This is a genomic window from Rathayibacter sp. AY1C5 (assembly GCF_002931705.1).
Classification (GTDB): Bacteria; Actinomycetota; Actinomycetes; order Actinomycetales; family Microbacteriaceae; genus Rathayibacter.
Map to the genome: position 1 here is coordinate 25,476 of NZ_PSWD01000002.1, position 23,222 is coordinate 48,697.

Genomic DNA, 23,222 nt, shown 5'->3' on the forward strand with positions numbered 1-23,222 from the left:
GGCTTCTTGCCGGACTCCTCCTACCGCGGTTCCGCGAGTGCGCAGGAGTTGTCGCAGTCGGTCTCGAGTGCGACGACTAATGGAGTCTCGGGGTGCTCGGCGCAGGAGCGACGGGCGCCCGGCGTCCTGAGGCCGGTCGCGAGTGCGCAGGAGTTGTCGCAGTGGGCGTCGAGTGCGACAACTACTGGCTTCTCGTCGGGCTCATCCAGACCGCGGTTCCGCGAGTGTGCAGGAGTTGTCGCAGTCGACGTCGAGTGCGACGACTCCTGGCTTCTCGCCGAGGCGAGGCGGGGCGAGGCGGGGCGGGCCGGGGCGGGCCCGCCCGCCCCGGCCGGCGCCCGCGCGTCAGGCCAGGCGCAGCAGGCGGCAGCCGTGCGGCCCGAGCTCGAGCTCGACGGCGCCGCCGACGATCGGCAGCTCGGCGCCGCTCCACACGTCGACGGCCGAGGTCGCGCCGGAGCAGCCCAGGTCGGCCAGATGCGCCGAGTAGGACCGCGCCGACGAGCCCAGCCAGAACACTCCGCGCCACTGCTCGTCGCCGCGCCACGCCGACCACACCACCAGGTCGCCGTCGCGGACGATCTCGCGGCTGCCGTCGCTGCCGAGAAGCGCGAGGACGTCGCCGTTCGTCAGCAGCGCGAGCGTGTCGGCGGGCGTGTCCGGGAGGTGCCCGCCCATCATCAGCGGCGAACGGAGCAGGCACCACAGCGTCACGAGCGTCCGCTGCTCCGCGGGCGTGAACCGCGAGAGCCGGTCCTCGCCCACGTGCGCGCGCACGCCGATCCGCCCCAGCGGCAGCATGTCGGCGTCGGCCCACGCGCCGGGGCGCTGGTGCGGCGCCCAGCGCGCCGCCCGCTGGAACTGCTCGTGCAGGTGCGCCCAGTCGTCCCAGAAGTCGTCCGAGATCCGCCACATCTGCGCGGTCGACCGCAGCACCTCGAGGTTCTCGAGCGAGAGCTGCTTGCCCGGGGAGAGGCTCAGCACCATCGGACGGCCGGTCGCGTCGATCGCGCGGGAGAGTGCGGCGATCTCCTCCGCCTGGATCGGCGGGTAGAGCACGTCGTCGAGCTTCACGAAGTCGACGCCCCACGAGGCCAGCTGCGCCATCACGGAGTCGTAGTACTGCTGCGCGCCGGGCGCGCTCATGTCGACGCCGTAGTTGTCGGGGTTCCACGGGCAGACGTTCCCGCGGTCGGCGATGTCGGCGCAGGTCGCCTCCGACCCGAGCACCGGCAGGCCGAGCTCGGCCGCTCGGCGGGGGACGCCGCGCATCAGGTGCACGCCGAAGCGGAGGCCGAGGGCGTGCACGCGCGCGGCCAGCGCCGTGAACCCGCCCGTCGCCGCGGAGGGGAAGCGTCCGACGGCGGGCTGCGGGCGCCCCCAGTCGTCGAGCACCGGCTCCGACACCTCCTGGTAGTCGCTCGTGCCGGGATCGGGCTCGTACCACTGGATGTCGACGACGACCGTGTCCCAGCCGTGCGGCAGGAGGTGCTCGGCGAGGTACTCGGCGTTCGCGAGCACCTCCTCCTCCGTCACCGAGGCGCCGAAGCAGTCCCAGCTGTTCCAGCCCATCGGCGGGCGGCGGGCGGCCTCCGTGCGTGCGGCGATCACGACAGCTCCAGCGTCACGGTCGCGAAGGAGTGCGGGGGCAGCGTGACGCGCAGGCCCGTCGCCGTGGTCTCGATGCCCTCGAGGGCGACGGGGCTCACCTCGTCGGCGGCGCCGGGCCGGTTGTGCGCGTCGGGGCGGTCGGCCGTCAGGAGGCGGCCGGTCGCGCCGGTCACGGTCCCACCGCGGAAGTCGAGGGAGACCTCGAGCGGCTCCTCCAGGTCGACGTTGGTCAGCGAGACCAGGACGCGGCCGTCCTTCGCGGAGGCGGAGGCGGAGGCGACGGGGATCTCGCGGCCGTCGACCGCGTGCGTCGGGCCGGCGACCGTGGTCGGCAGCACCGTCGCGTCGTGGTGCCCCTTGTTCATCTCGAACACGTGGTAGGTCGGCGTGCGGACCATCTCGCCGCCGTCCGGGTCCGTCAGCAGCATCGCCTGCAGCACGTTCACCGTCTGCGCGATGTTCGCCATCGTCAGGCGGTCGGCGAAGCCGTGGAAGACGTCGAAGTGCCAGGCCGCGACCATCGCGTCGCGGATCGTGTTCTGCTGGAAGAGGAAGCCCGGGTGGGTCCCCGGCTCCACGTCCCACCAGGTGCCCCACTCGTCGAGCACCATCCCGTACTTCTTCTCGGGGTCGTGGACGTCCATCACCGCGGCGTGCGAGCGGAGCAGCTCCTCGATCCCCTGCGCGGCCACGATCGTGCTCCAGTAGGTGTCGGCGTCGAAGTCGGTCGCGCTGCCCTTCGCGTGCCAGCTGCCGCCGATCGTGTAGTAGTGCACCGAGACCGACTCCCACGGCACGGAGGAGAAGGGGTGCCCCTCGATCTCGGGGATCACCTCCATCAGCGTCTGCGTCCAGTGGGTGTCGGCGCCGTCGGCTCCGGCCGCCACGCGGTAGAGCGGAGTGTCGTTGCCGCTCTGCACGAAGGTCCCGAACTGCCGCGCCAGGTCGGCGTAGGCGCCGGCGCGCATGTTGCCGCCGCAGCCCCACGTCTCGTTGCCGAGCCCCCAGAAGCGGACGGTCCACGGCTCCTCCCGGCCGTGGGAGCGGCGCAGGTCGGCCATCGGCGACTTGCCCGCGCCGGTGAGGTACTCGGCCCAGTCCGCCATCTCCTGCACGGTGCCGGAGCCGATGTTGCCCGAGATGTAGGCGTCGGCGCCGAGCAGCTCGCAGAGGGCCATGAACTCGTGGGTGCCGAAGGAGTTGTCCTCCGCGACTCCGCCCCACTGAGTGTTGATCAGGCCGGGACGCTCCTCGCGCGGGCCGATGCCGTTGGTCCAGTGGTAGCGGTCGGCGAAGCAGCCGCCGGGCCAGCGGAGGTTGGGGATGTCGAGGGCGCGGAGGGCCTCGACGACGTCCAGGCGGATCCCGCCCTCGTTCGGGACGGGCGAGTCCTCGCCGACCCAGAAGCCGTCGTAGATGCACCGGCCGAGGTGCTCGGCGAAGTGGCCGTAGAGGTGGCGGCTGATGGTGGCGCCGGGGCGGTCGAGGTCGACGGTGACGGTGCTGTTCACGGGGTGCTCCAGGGTGGTGGCGGACGGGTCGGCGGCGGCGGTTCCGGCGGCGGTGTCGAGGACGCCGGGATCGGCGGCGGTGCTCACGCGGTCTCGCGGACGAGCCGCAGGACGATCGCGCGGTCGGAGTGGAAGGTCGGCAGGTCCAGGCCCGCCTCGCCCAGCAGGCTCCCCGAGTAGGCGGGGGCCGGGGCGTCGGAGTCCAGCGGCACCGTCGACTCCAGCCAGTGCGGGCTCTGCCAGGGCGGGCCGAGCGAGCCGGGGCGCGCGGTCTCGATCCGGTAGCGCGCCCGCGGATCCAGGCCCGGGAGGCGGACGCGGCAGCGCGAGTCCGCGGTCAGCGCGGGCGTGACCAGCGTGTACAGCGCCTCCGAGCCGTCCGGCGCGACGACGCCGCGCAGCGACGGCGCGTCGGGGTCGGAGTCGTCGCCTCCGACGACCCGGCCGGTCGCGATCAGGCCGCGGTGCTCGCGGTACGCCGCGATCCAGCCCGCCAGCACGGGCTCCTCCTCCGCGTCCAGCTCGCGGAGGTCCCACTCGATCCCGAAGTGGCCGAGGAAGGCGATCGCGCAGCGGGTGTGAAGGTCGCTGGTGCGACCGGTGACGGAGTTGACCGGCGAGGCGACGTGCGAGCCGAGCATCTCCGGCGGCACGAGCAGCCCGGTCCAGCGCAGCATCCGCGAGCGGTCCAGCGGGTCCTGGTTGTCGGAGGTGTGCACGCGGTCGGTGCGCTCGAGGATCCCCAGGTCGACCCGGCCGCCGCCGGAGGCGCAGCTCTCGATCTCGAGCTCCGGGTGCCGGGCGCGCAGCTCGTCGATCAGCCGGTACAGCGCGAGCGTCTGCTCGTGCACCGCGGCCGTCCCGGTGGCGGGGTGGCCCGCGTCGATCAGGTCGCGGTTGTGGTCCCACTTGAGGTACGCGACGCCGAGGTCGGCGACCAGGCCGTCGAGCACGCCGAGGATGTGCGCGAACGCGTCGGGGTTCGTCAGGTCGAGCACCTGCTGGAAGCGGAACCGCGGCGGCAGCTCCTCGCGGGCCCGCAGGATCCAGTCGGGGTGCGCGCGGGCGAGGTCGGAGTCCTCGTTGATCATCTCGGGCTCGACCCAGAGGCCGAACTCCATGCCCAGGCCGCGGACGTGCTCGGCGAGGGGGAGGAGGCCGTCGGGCCAGGCGACGGGGTCGGGCGTCCAGTCGCCGAGGCCGGCGCGGTCGTCGCTGCGGCCGAGGAACCAGCCGTCGTCGAGCACGTAGCGCTCGACCCCGAGGGTGGCGGCTCGGTCGGCCAGCTCGGCGAGGACGGCGAGGTCCTGGTCGAAGTAGACCGCCTCCCAGACGTTGAGCGTCACCGGGCGCGGCCGGCGCGAGGAGCGGGAGACCCCGCGGAGGTGGGCGTGGAAGCGGGCGGCCGCAGCGTCGAGTCCGTGGCCGAAGCTGCCGGAGATCCAGGGGGAGGAGTAGCTCTCGCCGCTCGCGAGGCGCACCTCGCCGGGCAGGAGCAGCTCGCCGCCGCGGAAGGCGAGCCAGCCGTCGCCGCGCTCCACCGCGTGCTCGTGGTTGCCGCCGATGCCGACGTGGCAGAGCCAGACCCGCCCGTCGGCGGAGTCGAAGCCGGGGGTGCCGACCGCGACGACCGTCGTCGCGTCCAGGCCGGTGCGGCCGCGCCGCGAGGAGCGGGAGTGGGTGCCGGTGACGACGGGGTGGCGCTGGGGGATCTTCTCGGTGCCCCAGCGGCCGGAGAAGTCCAGGATCTCGCGGGCCTCGGTCGGGATCCGGAGGGCGGGGTCGACGCCGATCACCTCGAGGTGCCCGGCGCCGTCGTTGCGGACCGAGACGCGGGTCCTGAGCAGTCCGGCAGGAGAGAGAACGATCTCTAGGACGACCCCGATCCGGGCCTGCGCGTCGTGCGCCTCGATGGTCACGGCGGCGCTGCCGGCCTGCGCGACCGCGCCCTCCGCGAGGGCCTCCCCGTCCACCGAGACGGTGTCCACGGTCAGCCTCGGCGACCAGCCGGCGCCCTCCCGGTGCACCCGGAGACCCGGCAGGCCGGCCCAGCCGAAGGTGTGCTCGGGCAGGATCCCGGGCTCGTAGGGGACGTCGGAGGAGCCCTCGATCCCCGTCCGCACGGGAGTTCTTGCGAAAGCTGCGAGATCGTCGTCGCTCGCGTCGAGTCGCGGACCCCAGTGCAGCAGCACGGGCAGGTCGCCTCCCGACTGAGTGAGGAGGGCGGACACGTCATCGGCGACGAGATGGATCACTCTCGGGGATTGCATGTCCCCATTCCTATCGTCGATCCTGGTCTGAGTACAGCGAGAGATCGATCTCGACCCTCGGTCGGAGGGACCACCGCGCGGATCGACCCGCGCCGATCGACCACCGCTCGCACCGATCACCCCCACCACCCACCGCCTCGACGAGGAGCACCCATGCCGCTGACCCACCCGGCCCCGCACGAGACCCGCCTGGAGCGCGGGGTGCTCGACGCGCGGCGGCGGCTCAACCGCGACTACCTCCTCTCGCTCACCGACGAGGGGCTGCTGCAGAACTTCCTGATCGAGGCCGGGATCGGCGACCAGGGCTGGCACCTGCACCCCTCGGAGGACTCGCGCGAGGCCCGCGGCCTCGACCGGCACTGGGGCTGGGAGACGCCGGGCTCCCAGCTGCGCGGGCACTTCCTCGGCCACTGGCTCTCCGCCGCGGCCCGCGAGGTCGCGGTCACCGGCGACCCGCTGCTCCGCGTCCGGATCGACTCCGTGCTCGACGGACTCGAGCGCTGTCAGGAGGAGAACGGCGGCGGCTGGATCTGGGCGATCCCGCGCGGCTACCTCGACCGCCTCGCGACCGGCCGCCCCATCTGGGCGCCGCAGTACGCGATGCACAAGCTGCTGATGGGCCTCGTCGACCTGCACCTCGACCTCGGCGACGAGCGGGCGCTGCGGATGGCGCGATCCGCCACGGTCCCGCTGCTGGAGTGGGTCCGCGGATTCGACGACGCCGCGTTCCAGGAGATCCTCGAGGTCGAGACCGGCGGCATGCTCGAGGTCTGGGCCGACCTCCTCGCGATCACCGGCGACCCCGTCTACACCGAGCTGCTCGGCCGCTACGACCGCCGCTCCCTCTTCGAGGGCCTGCTCGAGGGCCGCGACGTGCTGACCAACATGCACGCCAACACCACGATCCCCGAGGTGCTCGGCGCCGCCCGCGCCTACGAGGTCACCGGCGACGAGCGCTGGCGGAGGATCGTCGAGGCCTACTGGGAGCAGGCGGTCACCCTCCGCGGCACCTTCTGCACGGGCGGTCAGACCTCCGGCGAGATCTGGACGCCGCCCTTCGCGTTCGCCGCTCGCCGCGGCGAGAAGACGCAGGAGCACTGCGTCGTCTACAACATGATCCGGCTGGCCGACGTGCTGCTGCGCTGGACCGGCGACCTCGCCTACGCCGACTACATCGAGCGGAACCTCTGGAACGGCCTCCTCGCCCAGCAGAACCCGCGGACCGGGATGGTCGCCTACTTCCTGCCGCTCGAGGGCGGCGCCCGCAAGGACTGGGGCAGCCCGACCGAGGACTTCTGGTGCTGCCACGGCACGCTGGTGCAGGCGCACACGCGCCACTCCGGGCTCGTCTTCTACCGCGGCGGCGACGCCGAGCTGACGATCGCGCAGCACGTCGACGCGAGCCTGCGCCTGCCGACAGCCGCCGGCGACGCGGCGGTGCGGGTCGAGGTGCTCGACACCGCCGGCTACGTCGGCCCGGACGCCAACGCGGGTGCCGCGGGCGACGTGCACCGCCCCACCGCCTCGCGGATCCGGGTCGAGATCGTCTCGGAGGAGGGGGTCACGCTGCACGTGCGGCTGCGGGTGCCGGAGTGGACCGTCGGCGAGCCGGGGGTCGCGGGCGACGCCGAGCGCGTCCGGGCGGGCGACGGCGCGCTCCTGATCGAGCACCCCGGCGGCCGCACGAGCGTCGACCTCGCCTTCGGCACCGAGATCCGCGCCGAGCCGATCCCGGACGAGCCGGGCACGGTCGCCTTCGTCGAGGGCCCGATCGTGCTGGCCGGCCTCGTCGACCGCGAGATCGCGCTGCGGGGGCGCCTCGAGGACGCCCCCGCCCTGCTCGCCCCCGACAACGAGCGGCAGTGGACCCAGTGGCTGCGCGGCTACCGCGCCGTCGGCCAGCCCGCCGCCGTCCGCTTCCGGCCTCTGCACGAGGTCGTCGACGAACCCTTCTCGCTCTACTTCCCGGTCTCGGCCGGGAGCTGATGGACAGGATCCCCTCCGTGACCTGCGCTCCGCGCTCATGACCGCCTCCACCGCCTCCCCCGCCGTCCAAGCGATGCCCCGCGGCCGCCTCCTGCTGCCGATCTTCGCGATGCTGGTCGGCTTCGGGCCGCTCACCATCGACCTGGTGCTGCCGTTCCTGCCGACGCTGCAGGACGACCTCGGCGTCTCGGTCGCGACCGCCCAGCTGGTCGTCACCGGCGCCACCTTCGGCTTCGCGGCCGGCCAGCTCATCTCCGGACCGCTCAGCGACGCGGTCGGCCGCAAGTGGCCGCTCGGCGTCTCGGCGGCGCTGCACATCGCGGCGAGCCTCGTCGCGGCGATGACCTCCGACACCGCCGTGCTGCTCTCGGCCCGCTTCGTGCAGGGCGCCGCCTGCACCGCCGCGGGCGTCGTCGTCACCGCCATCGTCCGCGACCTCTACAGCGGCAAGCGGCTCGTCACGATGCTCGCGAACCTCGCCGTGATCGTCTCGGTCTTCCCGATCCTGGTGCCCTCCGTCGGCGCGCAGCTGACCAAGGTGATCGACTGGCGCGGCTCCTTCCTCGCGGTCGCCGCCTGGGGAGCGCTCGCGACCGTGATCGCGCTCCTGGTGCTGCCCGAGACGCTGCCCCGCGAGCGGCGGCACCAGGGCGGGCTCGGCCCGTCGCTGCGCAACTCCTTCGGGATGCTCCGCCGGCCGCGCGTGCTGGCGCTCGCCGCCGCCTCGGCCGCAGGCTGGTCGGTCGGCTTCGCGTATCTCGCGACCGCTCCCTTCCTCTACACGAACGTCTACGCGGTCGGTCCCGACCTGTACGGGCTGCTGTTCCTGGTCACCTCGCTCGTGACGATCGCGGTCGGGCAGACGACGGGACGGGTGATCGTGCCGCGGTTCGGACCCCGGTTCGCGATGTTCGCCTCGGCGATCGTCACGGCGCTCGGCGCCGTCGTGGTCGCGGTGCTCGCGCTCACCGGCACGCAGCCGCTGCTCGTCGTCGTCGGCGCGCTGACGTTCGCGCTGGCCGGCCGCTCGCTCGGCTTCGCCCCGGTGCAGTACCTCTCGCTGCAGGGCCCGTCGAGCGAGGCGGGCAGCGTCACGGCGATCCTCGGCACGGTCAGCTTCACAGCGGCCGGACTGGTGATGCCGGTGATGGGCGCGTGGGCCGAGATCTCGCTGATCCCGTTCGCGATCCTGCTGCTGCTCGCGGGGCTGGTCGAGGGCGGCGTCGCACTGCTGTTCCGGCCGGGCTCGCGGCGCTTCGATCCGGGGGCGCAGCGGCTCGAGGACGAGCCGGCCGGGGCCGCCCGACCGGCCGGCCCCCGCGCGCACGACGAGAAGAGCTGAGATGACCCTCCGGGAAGGAACCACCGTGGAACTGCGCTCCGGCGACTACACCCTCCGCGTCGAGGCGGGCGGCCTCGAGGTGCTCGCGGGCGAGCGCGTCCTCTACGCGAACGACCGGCCGCTGCGCGTCACGGTCAAGACCGTCGCCGCGATCAGCGAGTACTCCGGCGCGCCCTACGACGACGTCTCGCTGTCGGAGGGGGCGATCACCGCGAGCGGGACGATCACCGTCCGCTCCGGGTCGGCCTTCGCCGTCACCGACGTCTGGCGCGTCGCGGGCGACGGCTTCTCCGTGCACCGCGACGTCGAGGTGCTGGCGGCCGGCGGCGACCTCGGCTTCTCCACCGCCGTCTCGCTCGGGCTGACCGGGTCCGACGACCTCCGCGACTACGAGTGCTTCGCCCCCGGCGCCTGGTACCGGGACAACGCCTTCGGGCCCGCCGACGCGATGGGCCGCGACCCCGGCAGCGAGTACTTCTGGCGCACCGAGACGCACTACGCGCTGCCGCTGTTCGCCGCGCAGAGCCTCGCGACCGGCGAGACCGTGGCGCTCTCGCGCTGGGCGGCCGACGCGACGCTGCCGCGCCTGGACGTGGTCCGCTCGGAGAACTTCACCGACCCGGAGTGCACCGTCGGCTCGATCGGCCTGAGCCGCCCGCAGGGCACGACGCTGAACTACCTCTACTACGGCTTCGGCGTGCGGACCCCGCTCGACGTGCCGCCCGCGGGCCTGTCGATCGACTACGTCCACCCGGGCGCCGACGGCGAGCGCCCGATCGACAACCCCTACTCCGGCCTCGACTACGACGCCGCCCCGAAGGCCCTGCAGCGGGTGAACCACCCGGTCGAGGTCGGCTTCCGCCAGCGCTACGCCGTCGCGGTCGACCTCGGTCGGTACGACGACTTCGCGACGATGATGCGCGCCACCTGGCGCAGCACGTACGCCCGGCTCCGCGACGACCTGTTCGAGGTCGACAACGAGCGGCACTTCCACCACGGCATGGCGATCCTCCAGCGCCTCACCCGCCGCTACGGCGACTCCTGGGGCCTGCCGTTCGCCTGCCAGCTGCCGGACCTCGACGTCTCGAGCGTCTCCTTCCAGTTCGGCTTCGTCGGGCAGCAGCCGGGAATCGGCTACCAGCTGCTGCGCTACGGCGACCGCGAGGGCGTGCCGGAGGCGTTCGAGCAGGGCGTCGGCATCGTCGACTTCTGGGCGCGGACCGCGCTGCCCGAGTCGGGCCCGCCGCGGATGTGCTTCAACCCCTCGCTCGGCGGCTTCGAGCCGTACCCGCACTACCTGCGGATGCTCGCCGACGGCGTCGAGGCGATCCTCGACGCCTACCTGCACCTGCGGGACCTCGGCGACGAGCGCCCGCTCTGGCTCGAGTTCTGCCGGCGGACCGCCGACTGGCTGCTCGAGGTGCAGGACGCCGACGGCAGCTTCCACCGCGCCTACAACGCGGACGGCTCGGTGCGGATGGACTCGCGCTCGAACACCCCGAGCGTGATCCGCTTCCTCGTGCAGCTGCACCTCGTGACGGGGGAGGGGCGCTACCGCGCGTCCGCCGTGCGCGCCGGCGAGTGGTCGTTCGCGAACATCCACCGGACGCTGGAGTACCGCGGCGGCACCTGCGACAACGCCGACATCCAGGACAAGGAGGCGGGCATCTACGGGCTGTTCGGCTTCCTCGCGCTCTACGACCTGACGGAGGAGCCGCGCTGGCTGGAGGGCGCCGTCCGCGCCGCCGACTACACGGAGACCTGGACGTACGTGTGGTCCTTCCCGGTCCGCGCGCCCTGGGCGCATCCCTTCAACCGGTACTCGATCAGCGGACAGAGCATCATCACCCTCGGCGGCGGCGCCGACGTCTACATGGCGGCCTGCTCGTACAGCTACTACCGGCTGCACCTGATCACGGGCGACGAGCACTACCTCGATTTCGCCGAGTTCCTGCACCGCAACACCCGCCAGTCGACCGACGTCGACGGCAGCATCGGCTACGCGATGCCCGGCCTCGGCCACGAGAGCGGCGACTTCGCGACCCAGACCCTGCGCAGCCACCATCACTGGCTGCCCTGGTGCACCTTCGTCGAGGTCGACCCGGCCTCGCGCCTGCGCGACACCTTCGGCGTCTACGAGATCGCCGACGCGCAGCGCCTGCCCGCCGCCGAGGGGGCGGCCCGCAACCGCGTCTACGACCGCTACGGGCACTCGCGGAGCTGAACCGACCCCACCCACCGCATCCTGCTCGCGTCTCGTTCTCACGTCGACGCGGCCACACGGCGGGTCCGGCGGCCAGCCGGGACGACACCCGGTGCGCTGCTCCGCCTCCGTCGGCGGACCGGAGCTCGTTCCGCGTGCCGCAGCCGGACCCTCCGCAGCGCCCTCAGCCGCGCCACTCCACGTCGACGCGCACCGCCTCCGCACCGAGCTCCAGCCCGCCCGACACCTCGCGCCCGTCGACGCGCAGCACCGCGTCGCGCAGCGTGCGCACCCGCGTCCCGCCCGCCGGTGCCAGCCACTCCGCGCTCGGCACCCGCCGCACCCGCAGCGACGCCCGCCCCGGCGACCACTCCAGCCGGTCCACGACCACCCCGCCGCGCGCGCGCAGCCCCGTCACGGCACCCCGCGCCCACGCGGACGGCAGTGCCGGCAGCACCGTCAGCGTCTCGTCATCCGATCCCAGCAGCATCGCCGCCACGAGCCCCGGCAGTCCGCCGCTGGCGTCGAGGTTGAAGATCCTCCCCGCATCGTGCCGGGTCGTCAGGGTCGGTGACCAGTGCTCGACCGCGAGCCACTCCGCGCAGGTCAGCGCCGCCTCCGCGTCACCCAGCGCCGCCGCCGCGACGCCCACCTGCACCAGCCCGAACGCCATCTCCATCCGCCCGGGAGGAGCGGTCGGCGCCTCGGCCCGCCACGCGATCTTCGCCGCCACCGTCGCCGCCGCGGCGGCCCGCAGCCGCACCGCGGAGGCGCCGGGGCCCTCGAAGGCCGCGTCGCCCGCGTACCAGAGCGGGTACAGCTGCGACGCGTGCCGGTGCGCGATCTCCTCCGCGAACCGAGGGTCGATCCACTCCGCCAGCGTGCCGTCCTCGGCGACCCGGTACTCCGGCAGCTCCGCCACCACCCGCGCCCAGCGCTCGTCGAGCGAGTCGTCGCCGCGGGCCCGGCCGAGCAGCGCCGTCGCCCGCGCGGCGTCCCGCAGCACGGCGACGTCGATCGTCGCATCGACCGCTATCGGCGAGCGCGCACCACCCGGTGTGTTCTCGGGGGAGTAGGAGGGGACGATCCGGCGCGCCCCGTCGACCACGGTCGTCCCGGTCTCGGCGAAGCGCAGCACGCCCTCGGCCAGCTCCCACAGCCGGTCGTCGACGATGCCGCGGTCTCCCGTGGCCGCGACGGCGTCGGCGGCCAGGCGCAGCACCCAGCCGCCGCAGCCCGTCCAGAAGAGGTGCGGGTAGCTCGCCGCGAAGTGGTCCGCGCGGCCGTGCGTCGACATCCGCGACGGCAGCAGCATCCCCTCCGCCCCGTAGACCCGGCGCGCGTTGTCGCGGTAGTCGTCGAGGTGCGGGAGCACCAGCTCCAGGATCGACAGCGCCAGCTCGGGCGTGCCGGTCGGGATCATGCCCGCCATCGCGCCGTTCTGCACGTTGCCGTTCAGCGTGTAGTCGGCCGACCACGCCGGCCGCCAGGTGCCCTGCCAGACGCCCTGCAGCGTCGGAGGCAGCTCGCCGGTGGAGGCGACGATGTTCGCGCGGCCGCTCAGCCAGGCCAGCTCGACCACGCGGCGACGGGCGCCCGCGTCGCCGGAGCGGGCGGCGTCCCACAGGTCCTCGGTCAGCTCGGCGTCGGAGGCGCCGTCGAGATTCAGCACGGAGGCGCCGACCAGCCGGCCGTGCCCCTCGCGCTGGGCGTCGCGCAGCTCCTCCCAGGAGAGGTCGGCGGAGGCGTCGGGAGCCGCGCCGATCGCGACGTCCAGCCGGAGCACGCGGGCGACCCCCGCGGAGATCTCCACGTCCGAGACGGCGGCGCCCCCGGCCACGCGCCACGTCGCTCCGCTCGTCGCCCGCGTCACGGCGCGGATCGCGGTCGGGCCCTCGCCCGCCTCGGCCGTGAGCACCGCGGAGGCGCCGCCCTCGACGTGCGACGAGACCACGGCCGAGGCGTCGGGCACGCCGGTGTCGAAGGAGGTCGCCTCGCCGGCCCCGAGCGCGAGCTCGACGGTGACGACGGTGTCCGCGGAGGACTCCAGAGCCAGCCGGACGCCCTCGCCGCCGTGCGGGGCGAGCAGGCGCACGGCGTGGCGGCCGCCGTCCTCGTCGGTCCACTCCACCGCGGCCTCGCCGCCGAGCGGATCGATCAGGCGGACCGCGGAGGCGACGCCGCCGGGGGTGCGCAGCGTGACGGTCGCGCAGAGGCCGAGCGGGTCGGTCCAGATCAGGCCGCCGTCGTAGCCGCTGTCGCGGGCGGCGCGGGCGAGCAGGGCGGTGGCGGTGTCGGAGTCGCCGGCCAGCAGGGCGCCGCGCAGCTCGTCGCGGACGCCGGCGAGGTCGGGCGCGTCCGGGCGCGGATTGACGGGGAGGAACCAGCGCTCGTGGGCGAGCGGGACGGTCAGGGAGTCGGCCGGGCCGTGCACCACGGCGCCGACGCGGCCGCTGCCGACGATCAGGCCCTCCTCCCAGGTCGGGGCCGCAGTGGCGGTGACGAGGGTGGGCGTGCGCGACAGTGCGCCGGCGATCGGGGCGATGATCGGTTCCTTTCGGGCTCGCGGGAGTGCCTGATATGTTGCGTGAACCCTCAAATTACCTCTCCCGGTGCGACGGCGCGCGGGAGTCGAAAGTTAGGAATCCGCGATGACGCGACCGATCACCCTCTTCACCGGCCAGTGGGCGGACCTCCCCTTCGAGGAGGTGGCGCGCCTCGCGGGGGAGTGGGGCTACGACGGCCTCGAGATCGCCTGCTGGGGCGACCACATCGACGTGGCGCGCTGGGACGACGCGGAGTACGTGCAGAGCCGGAAGGACATCCTCGAGCGCAACGGCCTCCAGGTGTTCGCGATCTCGAACCACCTCACCGGCCAGGCGGTCTGCGACGACCCGATCGACGAGCGCCACCGCGACATCCTCAGCGACCGCGTCTGGGGCGACGGCGACCCCGAGGGCGTCCGGCAGCGCGCCGCCCAGGACCTCAAGGACACCGCCCGCTTCGCCGCCGCGCTCGGCGTGACGCAGGTCAACGGCTTCTCCGGCTCGTCGATCTGGAAGGGCGTGGCCATGTTCCCGCCCGCCTCCGACGAGTGGATCGCCGCCGGCTACCAGGACTTCGCCGACCGCTGGAACCCGATCCTCGACGTCTTCGAGGAGGTCGGCGTCCGCTACGCGCTCGAGGTGCACCCGAGCGAGATCGCCTACGACTACTGGACCGCCAAGCGCACCCTCGAGGCGATCGGCCACCGCGCCTCGTTCGGCTTCAACTTCGACCCGTCGCACTTCGTCTGGCAGCAGCTCGACAGCGTCGCGTTCGTGCTCGACTTCGCCGACCACATCTTCCACGTTCACGTGAAGGAGTCGGTCACCAACCTCGACGGCCGCAACGGCGTCCTCGGCTCGCACCTGCCGTGGGCGAACCCGCGCCGCGGGTGGACCTTCGTCTCGACCGGGCACGGCGCCGTCCCGTGGGAGCCGGTGTTCCGCGCGCTCAACGCGATCGGCTACACCGGCCCGACCAGCGTCGAGTGGGAGGACGCCGGCATGGACCGCCTCGACGGCGCCCCCGAGGCACTGGCCTTCGTGCGGAAGCTCAACGCGATCACGCCGCCGGCCGACGCCTTCGACGCGGCGTTCTCGACCTCGCGCGACTGACCGCCCGCCGCACGCCTGCATCCCGGAGGCCGGAAGGACCGACTGCCCGCGAGGGCCGTCCGGGCCTCCCGGCCTCCGTCGTGCTGCGAGCGCGTCCGCAACCGGGGCCGGGACGCTGCAGCGGGCGCCGAACGGGCCGGAGAGGGCGATCCGCCCTCGATCGCGGACGCGATCCAGGCCGGTCTCGGCGGCGGGCCCCCGCCCCGACCCGGCGGCGTGCCGGGAACGACGGACGGCCGACCCCCCGCAGGGAGCCGGCCGTCCGGCCTCGCAGGATCTACAGGCCCTGGGACAGGCGGTAGTACGCCGCGTTCGAGCGGATGTCGGACTCGAAGCCGCGGAGGGTGGTCGACTCGTCGATCACCAGGAGCTCGACGCCGGCGATGCGGGCGAAGTCCTCCCACGCCTCCAGGCCGATCTGCGTCGTCATCACCGTGTGGTGCGCGGCACCGGCGGTGATCCAGGCGGCGGCGCTGGTGCCGAAGTCCGGGGCGGGCTGCCAGACGGCGCGGCCGACGGGCAGGTGCGGGAGCGTCTGGGGCGGCTCGACGTTCTGGACCTTGTTCGCGACCAGGCGGAAGCGCTCGCGGACGTCGCTCAGGGCGACCACCACGGCGGGGCCGGCGTCGGCGGTGAAGACCAGGCGCACCGGGTCCTCGCGGCCGCCGATGCCCAGCGGGTGGATCTCGAGCGAGGCGCGCTTCGACGACAGGGACGGCGACACCTCGAGCATGTGCGCGCCGAGGATGAGCTCCTCGCCGGGCGTCATGTCGTAGGTGTAGTCCTCCATCAGGCTGGTGCCGCCGGGGAGGCCGGCGCCCATGACGGCGGCGATGCGGATGAGGACGGCGGTCTTCCAGTCGCCCTCTCCGCCGAAGCCGTAGCCGTCGGCCATGAGGCGCTGCACGGCGAGTCCGGGGAGCTGGCGGAGCCCGCCGAGGTCCTCGAAGCTGTCGGTGAACGCTTCGAAGCCGCCCTCCTCCAGGAACGAGCGCAGGCCGATCTCGACCGCGGCGCCGTAGCGGAGCGACTCGTGGCGCTCGCCGCCGGGGAGCAGCTCGGGGACCACGTCGTAGCTCTCGAGGTACTCGGCGACGAGGGCGTCGATCTGCTCGGAGGTGGCGGCGTCGACGCGCTCGACGAGCTCGTTCACGCCCCAGGTGTTGACGCTGACGCCGAGGCGGATCTCGGCCTCGGTCTTGTCGCCCTCGGTGACGGCGACGTTGCGCATGTTGTCGCCGAAACGGGCGACTCTCATGCTCTGCGAGGCGGACCAGCCGGCGGCCGCGCGCGACCAGGTGCCGATGGCCTCGGTGACGCGGGCGTCGCTCGCGTGGCCGACGACGGTCTTCCGGGGCACGCTCATCCGGCTGAGGATGTAGCCGTGCTCGCGGTCGCCGTGCGCGGCCTGGTTGAGGTTCATGAAGTCGAAGTCGATGTCCTGCCACGGCAGGGCGACGTTCGCCTGGGTGTGGAAGTGCAGCAGCGGCTTGGCGAGCGCGTCGAAGCCGTGGATCCACATCTTCGAGGGGCTGAAGGTGTGCATCCAGGTGATGACGCCCACGACGGATTCGTCGGAGTTCGCCTCGATCATGGTGCGGCGGATGGCGTCGGAGCTCTTCAGCACCGGCTTCCACTCGACGGTCACGGGGATCGCGCTCGCCTCGTTGAGCTGCGCGACGACGGCCTGCGACTGCTCGGCGACCTGGCGGAGGGTGTCCTCGCCGTAGAGGTCCTGGCTGCCGGTCAGGAACCAGACGGTGCGGGTGGCGAGGTCGGGGATGATGCTCTGGTACACGCTCATGCGATGGCTCCGGTGGGGTTCTGTCCGTAGACGTTCTGGTAGCGGTCGAACAGGGCGTCGATCGACTCCTGCGGGATGGGGACGAGCTCGCCGCCCTGGCGCGCGAGGTGCACGGTGCGGGCGACGTCCTCGGCCATGACGGCCGCCTTGACGGCGTCCTTCGCGTCCTTGCCGATGGTGAAGACGCCGTGGTTCTGCATCAGGACCGCGCGCGAGCGGTGGCCGCTGAGGGTCGCGACGATGCCGCGGCCGATGGAGTCGTCGCCGATGATCGCGAACGGGCCGATGGGAATCTCCCCGCCGAACTCGTCGGCCATCGCGGTGATGACGCAGGGGATCGACTCGGCGCGGGCCGCCCACGCGGTCGCGTAGGTGGAGTGCGTGTGCACGACTCCGCCGACCTCGGGCATCTCGCGGTACACGTAGGCGTGCGCCGCGGTGTCGCTGGAGGGGCTGCGGTCGCTGCCGGGGGTGCCGGGGACGACGTTCCCGTCGAGGTCGCAGAGGATCATGTTCTCGGGCGCGAGGTCGTCGTAGGAGACGCCGCTGGGCTTGATCACGAAGAGGTCGGCGCCGGGCACGCGGCCCGAGATGTTGCCGCCGGTCCAGATGACGAGGCCGTAGCGGACGAGCTCGGAGTGCAGCCGCGCGACGTCCTCGCGGACGCGGGCGATCGCCTCCTCGACGGCGGGGGTCTGGGTGGTCATGCGGTGGCTCCCTTGTTCTGCGGGTCGGTGAGGGTCTCGACGGCGGTCTGCTCGACGGCGAGGCCGGCGCGGTAGCGCTCGAGGTAGGCGGAGAAGCCGGCGACGTCGTCCGCGTCGGGGGCGACGGTCTCGAAGCCGGAGTCGCCGAAGACCTGATCGGTGAGGTACGCGTCGAGCGCGACTCCGCTCTGCAGGCGGTAGGCGGCGAGCACCGCCATGCCCCACGGGCCGCCCTCGGAGGCGGTCGCGGCGACCGAGACGGGGGCGTCGAGCGCGCCGGCGAGGAAGCGCTGGGCGACCCCGGCGGTGCGGAACATGCCTCCGTGCGCGAACATCTCGTCGATCCGCACGCCCTCGCCCGCGAGGACGCGCATGCCCAGCGCCAGGGTGCCGAACACGCCGTAGAGCTGCGCGCGCATGAAGTTGGCGAGTGTGAGGCGCGAGTCGGGGGTGCGCACGACGAGCGGGCGGCCCTCGACGAGCCCGGCGATCGGCTCGCCCGCGAGGTGGTTGTAGGCGAGCAGTCCGCCCGCGTCCGCCTCGCCCTCGAGCGCCTCGGCGAAGAGGGTGCCGTAGACGGCGTCGCTGTCGGAGGGTCCGCCGGACGCGGCGGCGAACCGCGAGAACAGGCCGACCCAGCCGGCGAGCTCGCTGGCTCCGTTGTTGCAGTGGACCATCGCGACGAGGTCGCCGGCGGGGGTCGCGACGAGGTCGAGCTCGTGGTGCACGCTCTCCAGCGGGCCCTCGAGGACGACCATGGCGAAGATGCTGGTGCCGGCGCTGACGTTGCCGGTGCGCGGGGCGACGGAGTTGGTCGCCACCATGCCGGTGCCGGCGTCGCCCTCGGGCGGGCAGGCGGGGGCGCCGGGTCGGAGGGAGCCGGTGGGGTCGAGCAGGAGCGCGCCCTCGGCGGTGAGCGAGCCGGCGTCGGCGCCCGCGGGGAGCACGGCGGGCAGCAGCTCGCGCAGGGGCTTCACGGCGCCGGCCGCGCGCTCGTCGTAGAGGTCGACGACACGCTGGTCGTAGTCGCGGGTCGCCGGGTCGGTCGGGACCATGCCGGAGGCGTCGCCGACTCCGAGGACCTTCTCGCCGGTGAGGCGCCAGTGCACGTATCCGGCGAGGGTGGTGAGGAAGTCGATCCGCTCGACGTGCGGCTCGGAGTCGAGGACCGCCTGGTGCAGGTGCGCGAGCGACCAGCGCAGCGGGATGTTGGCGCCGAACAGCTCGGTGAGCTCGGCCGACGCGGGGCCTGTGCTGGTGTTGCGCCAGGTGCGGAAGGGGACGAGCAGCCCGCCGTCCGCATCGAAGGGGAGGTAGCCGTGCATCATCGCCGAGACGCCGAGCGCCCCGACGGAGGAGAGCTGCACGCCGTGGCGCGACGAGGCGTCGGCGACGAGGTCCGCGTAGGCGGCCTGGAGGCCCGCGTGGACGGCGTCGAGGGAGTAGGTCCAGCGGCGGTCGACGAACTGGTTCTCCCACTCGTGGCTGCCGACGGCGAGGACCACGGACGGGTCGGCCGCGTCGACCAGGCACGCCTTGATCCGGGTGGAGCCGAGCTCGATGCCGAGGGCGGTGGCGCCGCTCGTGATCACGTCGGCGGGGGTGGGCCTGCGCTGGTCCATCATGCTCCTCGCTCGGGCGATGTGACCGTTCACAAAGCCCCGGGTCAGCGTAGGCGAAACGGCTCGGGGTCGGCAAGCGAGGGGCCGCCCGACGGGGTCCGACTGCTCCTCCTCCGCCGCAAGCCCCTTCCGCCGGGGCCGCCCGCTTGGTCGCATGAGGCATGCGTGAGATCAGACTCGTCAGACTCGTCACCCGCCTCGAGAACGCCGCCGCCCTCGATCCGCTCGTCGGCCGGGTGAAGCGGGCCGTGAACGCGGTGGTCCGGCCGCAGCCGGTGCGGGACTTGCTGCACGGCGTCCCGGTCGGCCACCCCGTCCATCCGCTGCTCGTCCTCGTTCCCACCGGCGCCTGGGTGTCGGCGGCGGTGCTCGACCTGCTGCCGGGGAACCAGCGGGCGGCGCGGACCCTCGTCGGCGTCGGCGTGATCAGCGTCCTGCCGACCGCCGCCTCCGGCTTCACCGACTGGTCGGAGCTGCACGAGCAGCAGACCCGCGTCGGGCTGGTGCACTCGGCGGCCAACGTGGTCGCGACGGGCCTCTACGCCGCGTCGTGGGTGCAGCGCCGCCGCGGGCGCACCACGAGCGGGAAGGTGCTCGGGATGCTCGGACTCGCCGTCGTCTCGGGCGGCGGCTACCTGGGCGGCCACCTCAGCTACCGGCAGGCGGCGGGGGCGAACCACGCGGAGGACGTGCCGCACCGCTTCCCCTCCGGCTGGCAGGAGCTCGGCGCCCTGGCGGACCTGCCCGAGCGCACGCCGATGAGGAGGGAGGTCGCGGGCTTCCCCCTGCTCGCCTTCCGGCGGGGCGAGCGGATCGACGTGCTCTCGAACGTCTGCAGCCACCTCTCGGGCCCGCTCGACGAGGGCGAGGTCTCGGCGGACGGCTCGGGCGAGGCGTGCGTCGCCTGCCCGTGGCACGGCAGCGCCTTCTCGCTCGAGACCGGCGAGGTGCTGCGGGGGCCGGCCACCTCGCCGCAGCCGCGGTTCGAGACGCGGGTGCGCGAGGGGCGCGTGGAGGTGCTGCTGCCGCACGCGGGGTGAGGCGGGGGCCGGTGCTGCTCAGGCCTGAGCCGTCGACGCCCGCTCCACCAGCACCGGCGGCACCGGGCGGTCGACGGCGGGCTCCTCGCCGCGCAGCTCCGCGAGCACGACGCCGATCGTGCGGCGGCCGACCTCCGCGAAGTCCTGGCGGATGGTGGTCAGCGGCGGCGGGTAGTGCGCCGCCTCGGGGACGTCGTCGAAGCCGACGACGCTGAGGTCCTCGGGCACGCGCAGTCCCCGCTCGGTGCAGGCGTGCAGGAGTCCGAGGGCCATCTGGTCGTTGCCGGCGAACACCGCGGTCGGCCGGGGCGAGGAGTCGAGGAGGCGGAGGCCGGCGCGGTAGCCGGACTCGGCGCTCCAGTCGCCCTCCACGACGGCGACGGGGTCGAGGCCGGCCGCGCTCATCCCGGCGCCGAAGCCCTCGAGCCGGGCCTGCGCCTCCACCCAGTGCTGCGGACCGGCGAGGTGCGCGATGCGGGTGTGGCCGAGGCCGACGAGGTGCTCGGTGGCCAGTCGCGCTCCGGCCGCCTGGTCGACGAGGAGCAGGGAGTCGGCGCCGCGGTCCGTCGCGCCGAGCGTCACCGACGGGACGCCGATCGCGAGGCTCTCGATCGCCTCCAGCGCGCGCTCCTGCGGGGCGAGGACCACGATCGCCTCCACCGACTCCCGCTGCAGGTGGGCGAGACCGTCGGCCAGCGACTCCGCGTCCGGCGCCGCGTTCACGACCGGGACCCGGTAGCCCGCGTCGCGCGCCGCCTGCTCGATCGCGGCCATCGCGGTGGCGGTGCCGTAGAAGCTGTGGCTCTCGGCGGCGAGGATCCCGATCAGGCCGGAGCGGCTCGTCGCCAGGGCGCGGGCGGCGGCGCTGGGGCGGAAGCCGAGGTCCTCGATCGCGGCGAGCACGCGCTCCCGGGTGCGAGGCCGCAGCTGGGGGCTGTCGTTGAGCACCCGCGAGACCGTCTGGTACGACACTCCGGCCCGCACCGCGACGTCGCGGATGGTCGGCGCGCGGTCGAGGGGCATGGCCACACCGTAGCGGTGCGTGCGCCCCCGTCCCCTCCCACGAGATGCCGCTCCGGTCCGTGTTCGTCGGCGGGTCGCGCACCGGAGCGGCGTGCCGCGGGCGCGGGTCAGGGGCCGCCGAGCCAGTGGTCGATGCGGTGGTGGTCGGGGGTGAAGCCGTGGTCGACGCCCCAGAGGACGGCCTGCGTGCGGCTGGTCGCGCCGATCTTGCCGTAGACGCTGCGGATGTAGGACTTCACCGTGTTGGGGCTGAGGTAGGTGAGCGCGGCGACGTCGGCGTTGCTCTTGCCCTGCGTGATGAGCGCGAGGATCTCCGACTCCCGGTCGGTGATGCCCTCGTGGCGGCCAGGCCAGTCGAGGCCCGGTGCGCTGCCCGCCCGCCGCGGAGGATCGCTGACGACGACCTCGCCCGCCGCCACCCGCTCGAGCGCGGCCACCAGCTCCCGCGCCGGCAGGGTCTTGGAGAGGTAGCCGTGGACGCCCTGCTCGAGGGCGTCCGCGATGAGCGTCGGCGCGAAGTTCCAGGTGTAGACGACCACGTGCTCGGCCCGCTCGTTGCGCACCAGCTCCGCGATCTCGTGGTGGTCCGACTCCGGCTGGGCGAACGAGTCGTAGAGGACGACGTCGATCCGGTCGGAGAGTGAGGCGTTCGCGTCGATCTCGGCGACGACCACCCGGTCGCGGTAGTGGTCGAACATGTGCGCGAGGCCCGTGAGGACGACGTCGTAGTCGTCGACGAGCGCGACGGTCAGGGGCGCACGGCGGGTCATGGTCGGACGCTACCGCACGGCTCGTCGGGGCGAGCACACCCCCAGGGGTGTACCGCCGCCTCCTCCGGGGTGGTTGCGTAGCCACCGGTCCCGCAACCGCGGAACCGACCAGCGGGCCCCCGCTCGCACAACGGAAGGACGACCGCCATGCTCGGTCTCATCATCAGCCTCATCGTCGTCGGACTCATCGCAGGAGCGCTGGCCCGGCTCATCGTCCCCGGGAAGCAGAGCATCAGCATCGGCATGACCATCGTGCTCGGCATCGTCGGCTCGTTCGTCGGCGGCTTCCTCGGGTTCCTGATCTTCCAGCACGACCCGATGGACGGCTTCTTCCAGCCCGCCGGCATCATCGGCTCGATCATCGGAGCGATCATCGTCCTGCTCGTCTACACCCGCTTCGCCGGCCGCTCCGCCGCGCGCCGCTGACCCGCAGCGCACGGCGACAGCGAGGTCGCTGCCGACCCGCGCTCCGCGGGCGTGCAGGCACCACGCTGACCGGCGGCCCCGGCCCGGCTCCCTCCACGGGCCGGGCCGTCGTGCTGTCCGCGGGGTGCCCGGGCGTCGATTGCGGTCTCCGATGCTGCGTCCGCGGGTGCCGGCGCTCCGTCCGCGGAGCCCGCGCTGCGTCCTCCGCCCTCCGCGGATCGGCGGCGGAGTCCGTGGCTGCCGCGTCGGCGGCTGCCGAGTCCGTCGCCGCGGAGTCCGCAGCCGCGCAGTCCGTCACCGCCCAGCCGCTGCGCACCCGGGTGCGCGATGCTCGGGCGATGCCGCTCGTCGTCCCCGATGCCCTCGTCCCGCTCGCGCTCCGGCTCGCCCGTGCGAACCGCACCTTCGTCAGCGCGGAGGGAGCCCGTCGCCGCATCCGGGAGCGCGCGCTCCGTCCCGCCTCCTACGGCCCGCCGCCCCGCCTCCGGCCCGGCGTGCGCGTCGACGTGGAGCAGGTCGGCTCCTGGCCGGTCTACACGATCCGCCCGCGGGTGATCCGCGGCGGCGTCGTCTACGTCCACGGCGGCGGCTGGGTGAACGAGATCGCGCCCCAGCACTGGTGGCTCGCCGCCCGCATCGCCGACGAGGCCTCCGTCGCGGTGACCCTCCCGATCTACCCGCTCGTGCCCTTCGGCACGGCGCTCGAGGCGCGCGACGGTGTCCGCGCCCTGGTGCTGCGGAGTCTTGAGCGGCACGGGGCGACCTGCCTCGCCGGCGACTCTGCGGGCGGCCAGATCGCCCTCTCGACGGCCCTCGCCCTGCGCGACGAGGGGGTGGTCCTGCCGCGCACGACCCTCGTCTCGCCCGCGCTCGACCTCTCCTGGAGCAACCCGCGGATCCCCGAGGTGCAGCCGACCGATCCCTGGCTCGGCACCCCGGGCGGTCGCGTCCTCGCCGAGAGCTGGCGCGGCGCCCTCGACCTGCTCGATCCCGTGGTCAGCCCGCTGTTCGGCGACCTGGCGGGCCTCGGCCCCCTCACCGTCTTCACGGGCACGCGTGACGTCCTCAATCCGGACGCCCACGTGCTGGCCGAGCGGGCGGCGGCCGCCGGGGTCCCGTTCGAGCTCCACGAGGCCGTCGGGCAGGTCCACGTGTACCCGCTCGTGCCCACGCGGGCCGGCCGCGAGGCGCAGCACGACCTGGTCGAGGGGCTCCGCGCGGCGGTCTGATCGGAGGCTCGCCCGGGCG

Annotated in this window: 16 protein-coding genes; 7 read left to right on the top strand and 9 right to left on the bottom strand. The window is 73.7% G+C overall.

The genetic code is table 11. The features are described 5' to 3' along the window. Window positions 1-345 precede the first annotated feature (345 nt). From C5C57_RS02565 to C5C57_RS02575, 3 genes are read right to left on the bottom strand one after another with little or no spacing between them, the layout of a single operon-like run. A complete protein-coding gene (locus C5C57_RS02565; RefSeq protein WP_258072722.1) occupies window positions 346-1,611 on the bottom strand; it encodes a glycoside hydrolase family 27 protein in 1,266 nt (421 codons plus the stop codon). Further along, window positions 1,608-3,209, bottom strand: a complete 1,602-nt coding sequence (locus C5C57_RS02570) for an alpha-L-arabinofuranosidase C-terminal domain-containing protein (protein ID WP_308471460.1) — start codon at window positions 3,207-3,209, stop codon at window positions 1,608-1,610. Before C5C57_RS02570 ends, C5C57_RS02565 begins: the two co-directional genes overlap by 4 nt. Beyond that, window positions 3,206-5,392, bottom strand: a complete 2,187-nt coding sequence (locus tag C5C57_RS02575; protein ID WP_104297239.1) for an alpha-galactosidase — start codon at window positions 5,390-5,392, stop codon at window positions 3,206-3,208. The genes C5C57_RS02570 and C5C57_RS02575 overlap by 4 nt, the downstream gene beginning before the upstream one ends. 153 nt (window positions 5,393-5,545) lie before the next feature. Here C5C57_RS02575 and C5C57_RS02580 point away from each other — a divergent pair, with 153 nt between their 5' ends. The 3 genes from C5C57_RS02580 to C5C57_RS02590 are packed head-to-tail and all read left to right on the top strand — an operon-like array spanning window position 5,546 to window position 10,944. Then, complete coding sequence (locus C5C57_RS02580) at window positions 5,546-7,378, top strand: beta-L-arabinofuranosidase domain-containing protein (RefSeq protein WP_181069067.1); 1,833 nt, start codon at window positions 5,546-5,548, stop codon at window positions 7,376-7,378. A gap of 37 nt (window positions 7,379-7,415) precedes the next feature. Continuing rightward, window positions 7,416-8,720: a multidrug effflux MFS transporter gene (locus C5C57_RS02585; RefSeq protein WP_104297241.1), complete on the top strand. Its 1,305-nt coding sequence runs from the start codon at window positions 7,416-7,418 to the stop codon at window positions 8,718-8,720. Between the two features lie 25 nt (window positions 8,721-8,745). Continuing rightward, window positions 8,746-10,944, top strand: a complete 2,199-nt coding sequence (locus C5C57_RS02590; protein WP_104297314.1) for a hypothetical protein — start codon at window positions 8,746-8,748, stop codon at window positions 10,942-10,944. A gap of 163 nt (window positions 10,945-11,107) precedes the next feature. Here C5C57_RS02590 and C5C57_RS02595 read toward each other — a convergent pair whose 3' ends face one another. Next, on the bottom strand, window positions 11,108-13,522 hold the full coding sequence (locus tag C5C57_RS02595; RefSeq protein ID WP_146082338.1) for a glycoside hydrolase family 95-like protein: 2,415 nt from the start codon (window positions 13,520-13,522) through the stop codon (window positions 11,108-11,110). A gap of 52 nt (window positions 13,523-13,574) precedes the next feature. Here C5C57_RS02595 and C5C57_RS02600 point away from each other — a divergent pair, with 52 nt between their 5' ends. After that, window positions 13,575-14,582, top strand: coding sequence for a sugar phosphate isomerase/epimerase (locus tag C5C57_RS02600; RefSeq protein ID WP_104226056.1), 1,008 nt, complete (start codon window positions 13,575-13,577; stop codon window positions 14,580-14,582). 277 nt (window positions 14,583-14,859) lie between these two features. On the opposite strand, the gene araA is transcribed toward C5C57_RS02600, so the two are convergent. Genes araA through C5C57_RS02615 form a run of 3 tightly spaced genes read right to left on the bottom strand, consistent with a single transcriptional unit; the run spans window position 14,860 to window position 18,715 of the window. Next, on the bottom strand, window positions 14,860-16,386 hold the full coding sequence (gene araA, locus C5C57_RS02605; RefSeq protein ID WP_104297243.1) for an L-arabinose isomerase: 1,527 nt from the start codon (window positions 16,384-16,386) through the stop codon (window positions 14,860-14,862). Then, window positions 16,383-17,093: an L-ribulose-5-phosphate 4-epimerase gene (locus C5C57_RS02610; protein WP_104224687.1), complete on the bottom strand. Its 711-nt coding sequence runs from the start codon at window positions 17,091-17,093 to the stop codon at window positions 16,383-16,385. The genes araA and C5C57_RS02610 overlap by 4 nt, the downstream gene beginning before the upstream one ends. Beyond that, on the bottom strand, window positions 17,090-18,715 hold the full coding sequence (locus C5C57_RS02615) for a xylulokinase (protein ID WP_104297244.1): 1,626 nt from the start codon (window positions 18,713-18,715) through the stop codon (window positions 17,090-17,092). Before C5C57_RS02615 ends, C5C57_RS02610 begins: the two co-directional genes overlap by 4 nt. Before the next feature lie 161 nt (window positions 18,716-18,876). Here C5C57_RS02615 and C5C57_RS02620 point away from each other — a divergent pair, with 161 nt between their 5' ends. Further along, window positions 18,877-19,755 carry a Rieske 2Fe-2S domain-containing protein gene (locus C5C57_RS02620; RefSeq protein WP_104297245.1) on the top strand — a complete coding sequence of 293 codons (879 nt, stop codon included), beginning with the start codon at window positions 18,877-18,879 and terminating at the stop codon, window positions 19,753-19,755. Between the two features lie 18 nt (window positions 19,756-19,773). On the opposite strand, the gene C5C57_RS02625 is transcribed toward C5C57_RS02620, so the two are convergent. Continuing rightward, the gene (locus C5C57_RS02625) at window positions 19,774-20,778 is read right to left on the bottom strand and encodes a LacI family DNA-binding transcriptional regulator (RefSeq protein ID WP_104297246.1); all 1,005 of its coding nucleotides are present in this window, start codon (window positions 20,776-20,778) and stop codon (window positions 19,774-19,776) included. A 107-nt stretch (window positions 20,779-20,885) separates the two neighbouring features. Further along, on the bottom strand, window positions 20,886-21,548 hold the full coding sequence (locus tag C5C57_RS02630; RefSeq protein ID WP_104225041.1) for a response regulator transcription factor: 663 nt from the start codon (window positions 21,546-21,548) through the stop codon (window positions 20,886-20,888). A gap of 147 nt (window positions 21,549-21,695) precedes the next feature. Here C5C57_RS02630 and C5C57_RS02635 point away from each other — a divergent pair, with 147 nt between their 5' ends. Both C5C57_RS02635 and C5C57_RS02640 read left to right on the top strand, forming a co-directional pair. After that, a complete protein-coding gene (locus C5C57_RS02635) occupies window positions 21,696-21,974 on the top strand; it encodes a GlsB/YeaQ/YmgE family stress response membrane protein (RefSeq protein ID WP_104225042.1) in 279 nt (92 codons plus the stop codon). A gap of 233 nt (window positions 21,975-22,207) precedes the next feature. After that, window positions 22,208-23,203: an alpha/beta hydrolase gene (locus C5C57_RS02640; RefSeq protein WP_258072035.1), complete on the top strand. Its 996-nt coding sequence runs from the start codon at window positions 22,208-22,210 to the stop codon at window positions 23,201-23,203. Window positions 23,204-23,222: the final 19 nt, after the last annotated feature.